The following is a 14,873-nucleotide window of genomic DNA, read 5'->3' as shown; positions in this document are numbered from 1 at the left end:
TCAACCATGACTCTGCAGATCGGTTCCCTCGCCCTGCGTAGTCCCGTCGTCCTCGCGCCGATGGCCGGTGTCACCAACGTGGCGTTCCGCACGCTGTGTCGGGAGCTCGAGGAGACGCTGACGGGCAGCACCTCCGGGCTCTACGTCTGCGAGATGGTCACCGCGCGTGCCCTCGTCGAGCGGCAGCCCGCCACGTTGCACATGACCACGTTCGGCCCGACCGAGACGCCTCGCTCGTTGCAGCTCTACACCGTGGACCCGGACACGACGTACGACGCCGCGAAGATGATCGTCGACGAGAACATGGCCGACCACATCGACATGAACTTCGGCTGCCCCGTGCCCAAGGTGACGCGCAAGGGCGGCGGCGCCGCCCTGCCGTACAAGCGATCGCTCTTCGGACGCATCGTCGCCGCGGCGGTGAAGGCCACCGAGGGGACGGACATCCCGGTGACCGTCAAGTTTCGGATCGGCATCGACGACGAGCATCACACGCACCTCGACGCAGGACGGATCGCCGCCGGCGAGGGTGCTGCGGCCGTCGCGCTCCATGCGCGCACCGCGGCGCAGCGTTACTCCGGTACGGCCGACTGGTCCGAGATCGGGCGCCTCAAGGATCACGTCCGCGACGTCCCCGTCCTGGGCAACGGCGACATCTTCGACGCGTCCGACGCCGCCCGCATGATGGCCGAGACCGGCTGCGACGGCGTGGTCGTCGGCCGCGGCTGCCTGGGACGCCCCTGGCTGTTCGCCGAACTGTCCGCCGCTCTGCGCGGCACCACTGCGCCGACGCCGCCCACGCTGGGCGAGGTCGCCGTCATCATGCGTCGGCACGCGGAACTGCTGTCCGACCACCACGGCGAGGGCCGCGGGCTCCGGGAGATGCGCAAGCACGTCGCCTGGTACATGCGCGGCTTCCCGGCAGGCTCGGACCTGCGGGTACGCATGGCCACCGTCTCGACACTCGCGGAGCTCGACGAGCTGCTGGCTCGCCTGGATCCGACCGTTCCCTTCCCGGCCGACGCCGAGGGCCCCCGCGGTCGCCAGGGTTCCCCCGGCGCCGTGTCGCTGCCCGACGGCTGGCTCGACGATCCCGACGACTGTGCGGTGCCGGCGGGCGCCGATCTGATGCACTCGGGCGGATGATCAGTACTATGGCGTCGATCCGTCGACCACTGTTCGACGCCAGAGAGAAAGACGGAACGACCAGTGGGTGACGAGAACGAACCGGGGTCGCCCACACCCGGACGACGCGCCCCCTGGGAGCGTCCCATCTCGCGAGTGCCGCGCTCCGATCGCGACCCCGAGACACCGTCTCCCCCGTCCGAGCAGCCCGCGCCGGAACAGCGCCCGCCAGCGGATCGACCCGAGCCCGAGCAGACCCCGCCGTCCTCGTCCGACGACCAGGATCGACGGCTCTCGGTGGCCGAGGTCGTGGATCGGATCTCCCGCATCGGTTCCAACCGGGGACGCGCAGCGGGTCGCGACGACTCGCCGACCTCCGGCGCGGACGATCGAGCGGTCGCGTCGAGCCCTCCACCGTCCCCGCCGGTTCCACCTCGCGAGGATCCCGAGCCGCCCACCGAGGTGATCGCCCCCGTCGTGGACGAGCGACGCACCGCAGAGCGTCCGGCGCCCGAGGCGGTCGGCCCCGTCGCACCCCCGACGCTCACGCGGCTCGCCCTCAGCAGGGCACGCAAGCGCAAGCGGATGCGGGTCGCCGGCCGTGTCGGCGTCTCGATGGTCTCGATCCTGGCCCTGGTCATCACCGGTGTCGTGTGGGGATATCTCCGGGCGACCGACCGCGGGTTCGAGCAGGTCGCGGCCCTGGACACCGAGTCCACCGACGTGGTCGACGCGCCCGGCCAGTACGGCGACGAGACCTACCTCATCGTCGGGACGGACACCCGAGCCGGAGCCAGTGGTGAGATCGGCGCCGGCACGGTAGCCGATGCCGAGGGTGCACGGTCCGACACCGTCATGCTCATCAACATCCCGGCCGACCGCAGTCGCGTGGTCGCCGTGTCGTTCCCCCGCGACCTCGACGTCGAACGCCCCGAGTGCGAGGGCTGGGACAGCACCACCGGTGACTACACGGGCGAGATGTATCCCGCCGCGGACGGCGACAAGCTCAACGCGACCTACGCGCTCGGTGGACCCAAGTGCCTGGTCAAGATCATTCAGAAGATCTCCGGACTGCGGATCGGCCACTTCGTGGGTATCGACTTCGCCGGCTTCGAGTCGATGGTCGACGAGGTCGGCGGGGTGGACGTGTGTTCCCCGGTTCCGCTGGTCGACGAGGAGCTGGGAACGGTCCTGGCCACCGCGGGCGAACAGCGCATCGACGGACGCACCGCGCTCAACTACGTGCGCGCCCGCAAGGTGGACGCCGAGGGCACCGGTGACTACGGACGCATCAAACGTCAGCAACTCTTCCTGTCCTCGCTCCTGCGCTCCGTGCTGAGCAACCGCGTGCTGTTCGACCCGGGCGCCCTCAACGGTTTCGTCACGGCGTTCACCCGCGACACGTTCGTCGAGAACGTGAAGACGTCGGATCTGCTGACGCTCGGCAAGTCGCTGCGCGGCGTCGAGGCGGGCGCGGTCACGTTCCTCACCGTCCCCACCGCGGGTACCACCGACTACGGCAACGAGATCCCGCGCACCGACGACATCAAGGCGATCTTCCAGGCGATCATCGACGACCAGCCGCTCCCCGGTGAGGAACGCGCACCCGAGACCACCCCCGAGGTCGCGCCGCCGGTCACCACCGAAACGCAGGTCGCGGTCGACCCCTCGCTGGTGTCGGTCCAGATCTCCAACGCCTCGGAGACCAGCGGACTGGCCGCCACCACCGCGGACGAACTGGCGGCCTACGGCTTCCAGGTCGTCGGGACCGGCAACGCCGAGACCACCGGTGCCGCGGCGACCGTCGTGCGGTACGGCGCCGGGTCGATCGCGGACGCGTCGACGGTGGCCAGCACCATTCCGGGAGCGGTTCTCGAGGAGACGCCGACTCTGGGCGGCATCGTCGAGGTCGTCCTGGGGACGGATTTCCAGGGCTTCCTGACGCCGCCGACCGTCGTCGGAGACCTGCTACCGACCTTCGCGACGGGGGTCTCCGGAGCGTCCACGGAGGTCGCGCTCCCCAGCGATCTGACGGTCACGAACGGGGCGGACGAGTCCTGTGTGTGAATCGCTGCTCCGCATTCACCGCCCGTTCACCGCCTGCATGCCCTGTACCCACGTACGGCCGAGTAAAATCGGGCCATGCGCGTGGCTTACAACGAACAGATGACAGAACTCGCCGACCTGCTCGGCGAGATGGCCGCCCTGGCCGGTAGTGCGATGGAGCGCGCCACGCAGTCCCTGCTGCAGGCGGATCTCCGGATCGCCGAGCAGGTGATCGGCGAGCACGACAAGATCACCGACCTCAGTGCCCAGGCAGAGGAGCGCGCCTTCGCGTTGCTGGCTCTCCAGGCACCCGTCGCCGGCGACCTCCGCTCGGTGGTCTCCGGTATCCAGATCGTCGCCGACATCGACCGGATGGGCGCTCTCGCCCTGCACGTCGCCAAGATCGCGCGTCGTCGCCACCCCCAGCACGCACTGCCGGAGGAGGTCAACGGTTACTTCGCCGAGATGGGACGCATCGCCGTCGCTCTCGGCTCCTCCGCACGTGAGGTGCTCGAGACCCGCGACCCCGAGCGCGCCGCGAAGCTCCGTGAGGAGGACGAGGCGATGGACGACCTGCACCGCCACCTGTTCAGCGTCCTCATGGACAAGGAGTGGAAGCACGGCGTCGCCGCAGCCGTCGACGTGACCCTGCTGGGTCGCTTCTACGAGCGCTTCGCCGACCACGCCGTCGAGGTGGGCCGCCGAGTCATCTTCCTGGTCACCGGCAGCCTGCCCAGCGACCTGCCGACGCCTCCCGCGCAGCACGTGTCCTAGTTCTTCCACTCGGTACCCGGACGCACGAAAGGGCGCCCTCCCCGCGGGGAGGGCGCCCTTTCCGTGTGTGGACGCGCGAGCTGCGGTCTAGCCGAAGCGACCGGAGATGTAGTCCTCGGTGGCCTTCTGCGACGGGTTGGAGAAGATCTTCTCGGTGTCGTCGATCTCGATCAGGTTGCCGGGCTTGCCGGTGGCCTCGAGGTTGAAGAAGCCGGTCTGGTCGCTCACACGTGCAGCCTGCTGCATGTTGTGCGTGACGATGACGATGGTGAAGTCCTTCTTCAGCTCACCGATCAGGTCCTCGATCGCCAGCGTCGAGATCGGGTCGAGAGCCGAGCAGGGCTCGTCCATGAGCAGGACGTCGGGCTGCACCGCGATCGCACGGGCGATGCACAGACGCTGCTGCTGACCACCGGACAGACCGCCGCCCGGCTTGTCGAGGCGGTCCTTGACCTCGTTCCACAGGTTCGCGCCCTTGAGCGACTCCTCCGCGACCTCGTCCAGCTGCTTCTTGCTGCGGCCACCCTGCAGCTTCAGGCCGGCCACGACGTTGTCACGGATGGACATGGTGGGGAACGGGTTCGGACGCTGGAAGACCATGCCGATGGTGCGGCGAACGCCGACCGGGTCGACGCCGGAACCGTAGATGTCCTCGCCGTCGAGCAGCACCGAGCCCTCGACGCGGGCACCCGGGGTGACCTCGTGCATGCGGTTCAGCGAGCGGAGCACCGTGGACTTGCCGCAGCCGGACGGTCCGATGAAGGCCGTGACGCTACGAGGAGGAACGGAGAGCGTCACGTTCGACACGGCGTGGAACTTGCCGTAGAAGATGTTGACGTCCTTGAGATCGAGTCGTTTTGCCATGTCGAGATCCTTCTGTCAGAAGTTCTTGGGAGCGAAGAAGCGGGAGACCAGCTTCGCGCCGATGTTCAGCACCGCAACGATGAGGATGAGGGTGAGGGCGGCACCCCACATCCGCTCGCTGGTGAGGGCAGCGGTTCCGGCCTTCTGGAGGTCGACCATCATGAGCGGCAGCGACGTCTGCGGACCGGCGAACAGGTTGAAGTTGATGGCCGTCGCGGACCCGACCAGGATCAGCACCGGCGCCGTCTCACCCATGACGCGGGCGAGAGCGAGCATGATGCCCGTGACGATGCCCGAGAGCGCCGTCGGGACGACGATCTTGGCGATGGTCTTCCACTTCGGCACACCCAGCGCGTACGACGCCTCGCGCAGGTCCTGGGGAACGATGCGCAGCATCTCCTCCGCCGAGCGCACGATCACGGGGATCATGAGCAGGACCAGGGCGAGCGAGACAGCCAGACCCGACCGGTCGAAGCCGAACGTCGCGATCCACAGCGAGTAGATGAACAGCGCCGCGACGATGGACGGGACACCGGTGAGGATGTCGACCATGAACGTCGTGGCCTTCGCGAGCCGCGTACCCACGCCGTACTCGACGAGGTAGATGGCGACGAAAATGCCGATCGGGATGGAGATGACCGCGCAGAAGAGTCCCTGGAGCAGCGTTCCGACGATCGCGTGGTACGCGCCGCCGCCTTCCTTGAAGGGGGTGACACCCGCCTGCGAGTACTGCCACCAGTCGGCCGACGCGACGGCGCCGATACCGCGGGAGACGACGGTGTAGAGAACCCAGATCAGTGGGACGAGCGCAATGAGCACCGCGAGGGACACGAGGACCGTCGCGATCGAGTCGGAGGCCTTGCGACGGGCACTGACACCCTGGAAGGTCGGCTCCTTGACGGGGCGATCCATGGTGGCGGTTCCACCGGACGTGGTGTCGGCCATGGGTCAGTCCTTCTTTCCAGCGATGGCGGCGCGGGCGCCGGCGTTGACGACGAAGGTGAGGACGAACAGCACCAGGCCCGCGGCGATGTAAGCACCGGCCTGCAGCTGGTTGTTGAACTCACCCGCGGCCAGTGCGATCTTCGTCGCGAAGGTGTTGCCGCCGTCGAACAGCGTCCAGCCGAACGTCTCCTGGGTGCTGCGGATGATGATGTAGAGCGCGATGGTCTCGCCGAGCGCGCGGCCCAGGCCCAGCATCGAGCCGCTGACGAAGCCGGACTTGCCGAACGGGATGACCGTGGTGCGCACGACCTCCCACCGAGTGGCCCCGAGGGCGAGAGCAGCCTCGATCTGGCCACGGGGCGTCTGGACGAACACCTCGCGGGTGACCGCGGCGATGATCGGCAGGATCATGACGGCGAGCACGATCGCACCGGTGAAGATGGTGCCGCCGCCGGCGATGGAGACGGAACCGGTGGCGAAGAGCGGGAACCACGCGAGGTTCGTGTTGAGCCACTCGGCGACGGGCGAGATGACCGGCGCGAGAACGTACAGGCCCCAGAGTCCGAAGACGATGGACGGCACGGCGGCCAGCAGGTCGATGACGTAGCCCAGCGGGCCCGCCAGACGCTTCGGGGCGTAGTTCGTCAGGTAGATCGCGATGCCCAGTGCCACCGGCATGGCGATCAGCAGAGCCACCACCGACACCGTGGCCGTGACCAGGAACAGGTCACGGACACCGAAGAGCATGGCGGACGTGTCCGACGTGCTCCACTGCCCGTTGTACGTGAAGAAGTTCACGGTGTTGTTCTGCAGCGCGGGGATCGCCCGCCACAGGAGGAACCCACCGATCGCCGCGATCAGGACGATGACGAAGACACCGGAACCGGTGGCGAGCGTCGAGAAGATGCGGTCACCCGGGCGGGTGACCGTACCTGAGGCTTTCTTGTCGGGCACTGGTGTCGGCGCTTCCGTCTTGCGAGCGGCGCTCACGGCCGATGTGGTGGCCGGCGTGACGTCGCTGATCGAATGGGTGTCGCTCATACCGCTCACTGTCTCGTGTGGGGTGGTACGGCATCGCCTGCATCACCCGGTGAATGGTCTTCGGGGGTGATGCAGGCGAGAACCAGTGTGTCAGGAAATGGCGTTGATCGCCGTCACCAGACGCTCCTTGAAGCTGTCCGGGAGCGGCACGTAACCGGCAGCCTCGAGGCCTTCCTGGCCCTCGTTGGCAGCGCTGAGCAGGAACGACTTGACGCCCGCGGCGGTCTCCGCGTCGTAGCCCTTGGAGCAGACGATCTCGTAGGTCGACAGCACCAGCGGGTAGGAATCGGCTTCCTTGCTGGCGAACAGTGCGTCGGTGTCGAGCGCGAGGTCGTTTCCGTCACCGGAGAAGGTGACCGTGTCGATCGCCTTGGCGGCGGTCTCGGTGGTGAGCTCGACGGCACCGGCGCCGAAGTCGATCTGCGCCGCGGTCAGGTTCTCCTGATCGGCGAAGCCCTTCTCGACGTACGTGATGGCGCCCGGGGTGGCGGCAGCGGCCTGAGCGACGCCCGACGAACCGTTGGCGCCCTCGCCCACTCCACCGGCCCAGTCGGAGCTGTGGTCCAGCGTCCAGGACTGCGGTGCGGCGTCGGACAGGAAGCGCTGGAAGTTGTCGCTGGTGCCCGAGGAATCCGAGCGGTAGATCGGCGTGATGGCGGTGGTCGGGAGCGACGCGCCCTCGTTCAGCGCGGCGATGGCCGGATCGTTCCAGGTGGTGATCTTGCCGGTGAAGATCTGGGCGATGACGTCGGGCGTCAGGACCAGGTCGTCGACACCGTCGAGCGTGTAGGCCACGGCGACCGGACCGAACACGAGGGGAAGGTTCCACGCCGGGTTGCCGGCGCAGCGCGTGGCGGCCGCGTCGGCCTGCTCTTCCTTGATGGACGAGTCCGAGCCCGCGAAGTCCACGAGACCGGCGACGAACTGGGTCCGGCCGTTGCCGGAACCGCTCACGGTGTACTCCACGGCCTTGCCGGAGCACACACCCGAGTAGACGGACGTGAAGTTGGACATCGCGTTCTGCTGCGCCGACGATCCTTCGCCGGTGATGGGGCTCTTGCCCTCGCACGTCGCGGCGGAGTCACCACTGCCGGTGGCCTCGACGTTCGCGTCGGAACCACATGCAGCCAGCGTCAATCCGCCGACAGCCAGTACACCCATGAGGGCAATGCTGCGCTCGAGCTTCACCTGTCTCCTCCAGAAACAGCCCGTCGGCGACCGATCGGTCGGCGGGCGAGAAAAGATGCGGTGACGTCGTACCGCAACGGGCAGCGTGCGCTACCCGTGGGAGAACGTAAGCGCCGGTGGTGGACGGTTCACCGCGCCTTTGTGAACGGAGGGTGAACAGACAGACCGAAAACCCGGATCGGGATGCGATGCGCGTCTCAGGGACCGCACCGGTCCCGCGTCAGACGCGCGCGAACGCCGCGTCGACGTGGAAGGTGGCGAAGCCGAGCCGGTCGTACGTGTGCACGGCGGCCGTGTTGTCCGACTCGACGTACAGCAGCACGCCGGCGAGGCCGCGATCGGCCAGATACCGCAGGCCGGCGAGCGTGAGGGTCCGGCCGAGCCCCCTGCCCTGGGCCGCCGGATCGATGCCGACGACGTAGACCTCACCCAGTTCGGGATCGTCTCCGGTCGGCGGGTGCACCTTGGTCCAGTGGAACCCCAGCACCGTGTCCGGGTCGTCCGTCGACGTCGCCACGAACAGCCCCGCGGGGTCGAACCAGGACTCCGCGCGGCGCTCGTCGATCTCCGCCTGCGTCCAGCCACCCTGCTCGGGGTGCCAGGAGAACGCGGCGTTGTTCACCCGCAGGATCTCGGCGTCGTCGGACTCCCGGTAGGTCCGCACGGTGATGCCGTCCGGGACGGTGAGTTCGGGCAGGGGCGCCGCGTCGGGGCCACCGAGCGGGCGGCGCATCTGCAGCAGTTCGCGGACCACCTCGAGACCGACTTTCTCGGCGACGCGATCGGCGGCGGGCAGCCGCCCGTGGGCCCACACGCGCGCCCCCGGTGCTGCGAGAGCGCGGTCGACCAGCGCGGTGCCGACGCCGCGGCCCCGGTGATCGGGGTGCACGACGGCCTCCACCATGACCGGCGCGTCACCGCGCGCGGACGAGAGCGTCGCGTACCCCACGAGGTGTTCGCCGTCCAGTGCCAGCAGATGCTCGTCGTCCCGCGGAGAGTCCACGGCGCGCTCGGCCTGCTCCGACAGCGGCGGTGTCCCGTCGGCGGTCGTGGCGGCCTCGATCGCGTCGCGGACGCGTCGGGCCTCGTCGCCGACCGGTCGCCGTGCCTCGAGTCGAATCGCGTCGCTCACGTCAGAAGGCCGTCCGATCAGCTGGGGCGAACGAGGGTGTCGCCGTGTCGTTCTCGATGTCCAGGTCGCCGTCCGACGGCAGGTCGACCGCGTCGTCGCTGCCCGCCGCGCCCTTACCTGCCCGGCTCGGTCTCACGGCCTTGTATCCCACGTTGCGCACGGTGCCGATGAGCGACTCGTACTCCGTTCCGAGCTTCGCGCGCAGACGCCGGACGTGCACGTCCACAGTGCGGGTACCGCCGAAGAAGTCGTACCCCCACACCTCCTGCAGCAGCTGCGCTCGGGTGAAGACGCGGCCCGCGTGCTGGGCGAGGTACTTGAGGAGTTCGAACTCCTTGTAGGTGAGGTCGAGCGGTCGCCCGCGCAGACGGGCGGTGTAGGTGCCCTCGTCGATGACGAGCTCGCCGAGAGTGATCTTCCCCGAGGCCTCGGGACTGCTGACGCCTCCGTGGCGGCCCACGAGCAGACGCAACCGGGCATCGAGCTCCGCGGGTCCGGTGGTGGGCAACAGGATGTCGTCGAGGCCCCACTCCGCGTTGACGGCGACCAGACCGCCCTCGGTGAGCACCGCCACCACGGGTACCGACGAGCCGGCGCTGCCGAGCAGTCGACACAGTCCGCGCGCGGCGGCCAGATCGGTGCGGGCGTCGACGAGCGCGATGTCCGCGCTCCCGGCCTCGAGCAACGACGAGACCTCGGTCGGTGCGGGACGCACCGTGTGCGCCAGGAGCGCGAGGGACGGGAGCACGGACTCCGGATCCGGATCGGAGGTCAGCAGCAGCAACTCCACAGGGCCTCCTCGTCCACTCTTCTCCGGTCGGACGAGCCCACCAGCGGGTCCCCGACCGGCACTTCCGGTTGTTCTTCGGTCACAGACTAACCTGTCGGAAGGCAGGACAGTCGGCTGCGAGCCGCCACCGCCCGCCTCGGGACCCGCCCGCAGGACACCGAACCGCCCGAGAGGAACTCCGTGCGAAAACTGATCGTCGGGCTCGTCTTCGTCCTGGCGCTCGCTCTGGCCGCCGATTTCGGCACCGCCGCCTACTCCGAGTACCGCGTCTCGCGGGCACTGCGGGACGGCGGAGATCTGGTGTCCGATCCGCAGGTGACCATCCACGGCTTCCCGTTCCTGACCCAGGCGGTCGACGGCAGGTACGGCCGCGTGGAGATCCGAGCGCAGGACGTCCCCACCGACTACGTCGAGAAGACGACCATCGAGGCGACGTTGCGCGGCGTGCGCATTCCGGCCTCCGACCTGCTCGACGGATCGGTGCGCACGGTGCCCATGGATCAACTCGACGCGCGCGTCCGTATCGACGCCACCGACCTCGGCCGGTTCCTCGAGATCCCCGACCTCCAGGTCTCCACTCCCCCCGCCGACCGCTCCGACGGCACCGGCGGTTCGGGCGGTTCCGGCGAGACCACCGCCGGGGCCGTGGTCCTCACGGGCACCGTGCCCGTCGGCCCCCTGGACACCGCGGTCAGCGTCACCGCCGAGCTCCGGCTCGACGGTGGAACCGTGTCCATCGTCGCGTCGGACCTCTACTTCGGGCCCGAGGGCCAGGCCGACTTCACCATCCCCGACTTCCTGAAGCCCGCGGTCCTGGGCCTGTTCACCCGCACGATCGACGAGCAGCAGCTGCCGTTCGGCATCCTCCCCACGTCGGTCTACGCGGAGGGCGGCCAGATCGTCATCGAGGGCAGTGCCGAGGACGTCACCATCGAACTCGACGAGATCCGCACGCCGTGAGCGCCGTCGTCGTCCTTCTCGTCGCCCTGGCGCTCGCCGCCGTGGTGGGCCTGTGGGTCCGCCGCCGAGAGGGCGCCGTCCGCACGTCGGATCGCGGCGGCGCGTCGGGATCGCGAGCTCACGCTCTGCGCGCCGCCGGCGCCACCGACGGCGCGGTGACCGTGCTCCACTTCTCCGCCACCTGGTGCGGCCCGTGTGCGGCGGTGCGACGCGTCGTGTCCGCCGTGGTGACCGACCTCGAGTCGGCGGGGCACCGCGTGTCCGATGTCGAGGTGGACATGGACGAGAACCCGCAGCTCGCCCGCGACTTCGGCGTGATGTCTCTCCCGACCACCTTCGTGCTCGATGGGGCGATGCGGGAACGATCGCGCGCGTCGGGTGTGCCGTCGCCGAAGGACCTGCGGGCCGCCGTGCTCTCGGCGTCCGATTCACCCTCGTCGGAGTGACGAGCGACACCCGGAACTTCTGGATCGGGACCGGCGTGGGTACCATGGCCGACGTGACCGCCAGCCACGAGCTTCTGCTCACCCGACGCCGCACAGTGGACCTGTGCCGCCTCGGTGGCTGTTGCTGCCGTTGCCGCTGACGACGGTCCTCCCCTCGTCGACCCGTCCGCTCGGGTACAGCCGTGCTGTACCGACCTCGGACCGCTCGACGAGCGCCGGAGACCACGCGCATCCGCTCGGTCCCCTTTCCTCCACTCCAGGAGCATCTCGATGTCATCCATTCCCCCGCAGGTCGACGTTCGTGGTCCCCGCTTCGTCGCCTGGGTGACCACCGGCGTCCTCGTCGTGACGCTGCTCGTGTCGACGGTGTCGCTCACCGCTGCAGCGGTGCTCCTGGGCCTGCAGACGCTGGTCTTCGCGTACGGCGCTGCAGCCGGGCCGGCAGCGCATCCCTACGGACGCGTGTTCCGCGCCGTCGTCGCACCGCGCCTGGGCCCGGTGTCGGAGACCGAACCGACGACCCCCCTGCGGTTCGCGCAGGGACTGGGATTCGCCTTCTCGATCGTGGGAACCCTCGGGTTCGCGCTGTCCTCGACGACCGTCGGCACCGTCGCCACGGGTCTGGCCCTGTTCGCCGCCGTGCTGAACGCGGCGTTCGGAATCTGCCTGGGCTGCAAGATCTACCCACTCGCGAGTCGGCTCCTGCCGGCTCGACATGCCACCACCTGAACCACCCACCACCTGTCAGAGAAGAATCGAAAGGAACCACATGGCTCGCTCCGACGTCCTGGTCACTGCCGACTGGGCCGAGCAGAACCTGCATGCTCCCAAGACCGTGTTCGTCGAGGTCGACGAGGACACCAGCGCCTACGACACCGGCCACATAGAGGGTGCCGTCAAGCTCGACTGGAAGTCCGACCTCCAGGATCCGGTCCTTCGTGACTTCCTGAACCAGGAGCAGTTCTCGGACCTGCTGTCGACGCGCGGCATCGCCAACGACGACACCGTGATCCTCTACGGCGGCAACAACAACTGGTTCGCGGCCTACGCCTACTGGTACTTCAAGCTGTACGGCCACAAGGACGTCCGTCTGCTCGACGGCGGCCGCAAGAAGTGGGAACTGGACGGTCGTCCGCTGAGCACCGACGCCGTCTCCCGCGAGGGAACGTCCTACAGGGCCGAGGCTCCCGACCTGTCGATCCGCGCGTTCCGTGACGAGGTCATCGCCGCCATCGGCACCAAGAACCTCCTCGACATCCGCTCCCCCGACGAGTACTCGGGCAAGATCCTGGCGCCGGCGCACCTCCCGCAGGAGCAGAGCCAGCGTCCCGGCCACATCCCCGGCGCCGTCAACGTGCCGTGGAGCAAGGCAGCGAACGAGGACGGCACCTTTAAGTCCGACGAGGAACTGAAGGAGCTCTACGACGGTGTCGGCATCGATCCGAGCAAGGGCACGATCGCGTACTGCCGCATCGGCGAGCGCTCGTCGCACAGCTGGTTCGCACTGACGCAGCTGCTGGGCTACGAGAACGTCAAGAACTACGACGGCAGCTGGACCGAGTACGGCTCCCTCGTGGGAGCACCTATCGAGTTGGGAGCGTAATCATGTGTGGAGCACCTGCTCAGGGACAGACCCTTCCCGCCGGCGTCGACGTGGAGAAGGAGACGGTCATCACAGGCCGTGTCCTGGCCGCGTCGGACGGTCAGCCCGTCGGCGGTGCGTACGTGCGCCTGCTCGACAGCACGGGTGAGTTCACCGCCGAGGTCGTCGCGTCCGGAACCGGCGACTTCCGCTTCTTCGCGGCCCCCGGCACCTGGACGCTGCGCGCGCTGTCCGCGTCCGGCAACGGCGACGTGACCATCTCGCCCGAGTCCGCCGGCCTCCACGAGGCCGAGATCTCGATCGGCGCCTGACCGAACACCTCTCGTTTCAGCCGAACACCCTCCCCAGCGTGCTGGGGAGGGTGTTCGCGTCGTGGAGGGTGTGCGATCCGACCGCGGGAACTACTTGCCGGGCTCCGGCGGGAGGCCGAGGGACTTCAGCACTTCCTCCCACGTCGACGGCACCGTCTCCACGGGCTGCGCCGGCGGCGCGAGATAGCCGGGATTCACCGGGGGAATAACGCGGGGCTCGGCGGGCGCCGTCGTGTCTCCCGCAGGAGGAGCGGCCGGCTCGTCGACCGGAGGGGCCTCGCTCTGCTCGCGAGCGAGGTCGGTGATCCAGCGGATCATCTTCTCGCTCTCCCAGTCGCGGCCGTTGTCCGGGAAGTTGTCCCAGTAGTAGAGGTGCTGCAGGAACCCCAGTTCGACGTAGGGCTTCTCGAACAGCTGCGGGATGTCGGCGTTGTCCTCGCCGAACCCCACGGCCTCCGCCTGCAGCTTGGCCTCGACGACGGGGCGGCCGGGACCGAGCGCCCACGTCACGGCGTCGAACATCTCGCGCGGCGTCGGCGACCGCTCGTCCGGCAGTGGCTGGGTGCGGTCCGACACCCGGAGCATCACGTCGAGCAGGGACTCGTCCGACGTGGCGAAGTCAGGGTCGCTGAAGACGTGCGCGATGGTGCGAGCCGCGACGTCGGACGAGACCGCGACGAACTCGGTGACGGTGCGGCCCGGATCGAGCAGGGTGAAGTGCATCCGCCCGAAGACGTTGAGCGCCAACGGCAGGACGCCGAGGTTCTCCGGTGCGTCACAGGCGATGTCCATCGGACGGCACGCCCACCGGATCTTGTTCGTGAGGGTCCCGTAGTCCTTCGGCTCGGACGACATGAAGCCACCACCCGGCGGACCGGGCTTGTCCAGAGACGCAGTGCCGGCAGGGCGGTACGGATCTCCGACGAGGGCGACCCCGGCGATGTCGTCGGACGTCACGTGCGCCGTGGACGGTCGGGACCCGATGTCGACGGCGAGGCGCTCGACCACCTCGGCACCCACGCTGTAGCCGAGCAGCACGTACTTCGTCGACGTGCCGCACGCGGTCTTGTTGGCGTCGATCATCCGGCCCATGGTCGCGAGGCCCTCGGCGACGGATTCCTGATATGTGGGCACCGGCTCGGCCACGGCCACGCCGTACTCCGACGCGTACGGCACGTACACCCAACCGACTCGTCCGGGCGTGGACGCCGAGGCCTCCCCCGCGGGCACGGTCACGTTGCCGACCCAGTTGGACCACGGCAGCCGGTCCACCTCGTCGACGGGGTTCCGGTCCGACTCCGAGTCCGTCGCGCCCGTGATGGCGACGATGAGCACGTCGGGGCAGTCGTACGCGTAGTTGTTCGGATCCTGATCGACCTTCGTGCCCAGCCCGAACGTGTCGAGCACCGACTCGACGGGGTCGTCGCCCAGACCGAGCGGATCGGAGGGGGTGATCGGTGCCGCCCCCGCCAGTCCTCCAGGGATCGCGCACAACAGCAGTGTCGCGAGGGCAGCGGTCGCCGCGCGCAGCACGATCCTCGTCGGCCCGGTCCGCCGACGGTCGGTCGGGTCGAGCCCGGTCACACGAAGCATGGATGGATCACCCTCGTCTCTCGGTTCCAGAACCTCACGACCTTAAACAATGAAT

General features: G+C 68.7%; 15 protein-coding genes. 8 read left to right on the top strand and 7 right to left on the bottom strand.

Annotation, left to right across the window (positions count from 1 at the left end; genetic code table 11):
- Positions 1-6 precede the first annotated feature (6 nt).
- The 3 genes from dusB (at position 7) to phoU (ending at position 3,945) form a co-directional block, all read left to right on the top strand.
- Complete coding sequence (gene dusB / locus HQ308_RS13015) at positions 7-1,146, top strand: tRNA dihydrouridine synthase DusB (RefSeq protein WP_222646620.1); 1,140 nt, start codon at positions 7-9, stop codon at positions 1,144-1,146.
- Positions 1,147-1,209: 63 nt separating this feature from the next.
- Positions 1,210-3,192, top strand: coding sequence for an LCP family protein (locus HQ308_RS13010; RefSeq protein ID WP_222646619.1), 1,983 nt, complete (start codon positions 1,210-1,212; stop codon positions 3,190-3,192).
- Positions 3,193-3,267: 75 nt separating this feature from the next.
- A complete protein-coding gene (gene phoU / locus HQ308_RS13005; RefSeq protein WP_027504265.1) occupies positions 3,268-3,945 on the top strand; it encodes a phosphate signaling complex protein PhoU in 678 nt (225 codons plus the stop codon).
- 87 nt (positions 3,946-4,032) lie between these two features.
- Here phoU and pstB read toward each other — a convergent pair whose 3' ends face one another.
- From pstB to HQ308_RS12975, 6 genes are all read right to left on the bottom strand, one after another.
- A complete protein-coding gene (gene pstB, locus HQ308_RS13000) occupies positions 4,033-4,809 on the bottom strand; it encodes a phosphate ABC transporter ATP-binding protein PstB (RefSeq protein WP_027504266.1) in 777 nt (258 codons plus the stop codon).
- A gap of 15 nt (positions 4,810-4,824) precedes the next feature.
- Positions 4,825-5,754 carry a phosphate ABC transporter permease PstA gene (gene pstA, locus HQ308_RS12995; protein WP_027504267.1) on the bottom strand — a complete coding sequence of 310 codons (930 nt, stop codon included), beginning with the start codon at positions 5,752-5,754 and terminating at the stop codon, positions 4,825-4,827.
- 3 nt (positions 5,755-5,757) lie between these two features.
- Complete coding sequence (gene pstC, locus HQ308_RS12990) at positions 5,758-6,795, bottom strand: phosphate ABC transporter permease subunit PstC (protein ID WP_027504268.1); 1,038 nt, start codon at positions 6,793-6,795, stop codon at positions 5,758-5,760.
- Between the two features lie 90 nt (positions 6,796-6,885).
- Positions 6,886-7,983, bottom strand: a complete 1,098-nt coding sequence (pstS, locus tag HQ308_RS12985; protein WP_027504269.1) for a phosphate ABC transporter substrate-binding protein PstS — start codon at positions 7,981-7,983, stop codon at positions 6,886-6,888.
- Positions 7,984-8,203: 220 nt separating this feature from the next.
- A complete protein-coding gene (gene mshD / locus HQ308_RS12980) occupies positions 8,204-9,115 on the bottom strand; it encodes a mycothiol synthase (RefSeq protein ID WP_373425240.1) in 912 nt (303 codons plus the stop codon).
- A gap of 1 nt (position 9,116) precedes the next feature.
- Positions 9,117-9,905 carry a response regulator transcription factor gene (locus HQ308_RS12975; RefSeq protein ID WP_056446762.1) on the bottom strand — a complete coding sequence of 263 codons (789 nt, stop codon included), beginning with the start codon at positions 9,903-9,905 and terminating at the stop codon, positions 9,117-9,119.
- Between the two features lie 180 nt (positions 9,906-10,085).
- Between HQ308_RS12975 and HQ308_RS12970 the strand changes: the two genes are divergently transcribed.
- The 5 genes from HQ308_RS12970 to HQ308_RS12950 all read left to right on the top strand — a co-directional run bounded on the left by HQ308_RS12970 (position 10,086) and on the right by HQ308_RS12950 (position 13,225).
- A complete protein-coding gene (locus tag HQ308_RS12970) occupies positions 10,086-10,865 on the top strand; it encodes an LmeA family phospholipid-binding protein (protein WP_222646618.1) in 780 nt (259 codons plus the stop codon).
- Positions 10,862-11,311, top strand: coding sequence for a co-chaperone YbbN (locus tag HQ308_RS12965; protein WP_222646617.1), 450 nt, complete (start codon positions 10,862-10,864; stop codon positions 11,309-11,311). Before HQ308_RS12970 ends, HQ308_RS12965 begins: the two co-directional genes overlap by 4 nt.
- Positions 11,312-11,581: 270 nt before the next feature.
- Complete coding sequence (locus HQ308_RS12960) at positions 11,582-12,040, top strand: DUF4395 domain-containing protein (RefSeq protein WP_222627838.1); 459 nt, start codon at positions 11,582-11,584, stop codon at positions 12,038-12,040.
- A gap of 40 nt (positions 12,041-12,080) precedes the next feature.
- Positions 12,081-12,914: a sulfurtransferase gene (locus HQ308_RS12955; protein ID WP_027504275.1), complete on the top strand. Its 834-nt coding sequence runs from the start codon at positions 12,081-12,083 to the stop codon at positions 12,912-12,914.
- Between the two features lie 2 nt (positions 12,915-12,916).
- Positions 12,917-13,225: a DUF1416 domain-containing protein gene (locus tag HQ308_RS12950; protein WP_027504276.1), complete on the top strand. Its 309-nt coding sequence runs from the start codon at positions 12,917-12,919 to the stop codon at positions 13,223-13,225.
- 90 nt (positions 13,226-13,315) lie between these two features.
- On the opposite strand, the gene HQ308_RS12945 is transcribed toward HQ308_RS12950, so the two are convergent.
- A complete protein-coding gene (locus HQ308_RS12945; protein WP_222646616.1) occupies positions 13,316-14,818 on the bottom strand; it encodes a cutinase family protein in 1,503 nt (500 codons plus the stop codon).
- Between the last annotated feature and the right edge of the window lie 55 nt (positions 14,819-14,873).

Origin of the sequence: Rhodococcus sp. BP-241 (genome assembly GCF_019836145.1) — a bacterium.
Taxonomy (GTDB): domain Bacteria; phylum Actinomycetota; class Actinomycetes; order Mycobacteriales; family Mycobacteriaceae; genus Rhodococcoides.
The sequence above is the reverse complement of the archived record's forward strand: the minus strand, read 5'-3'. Positions and strand labels throughout refer to the sequence as shown.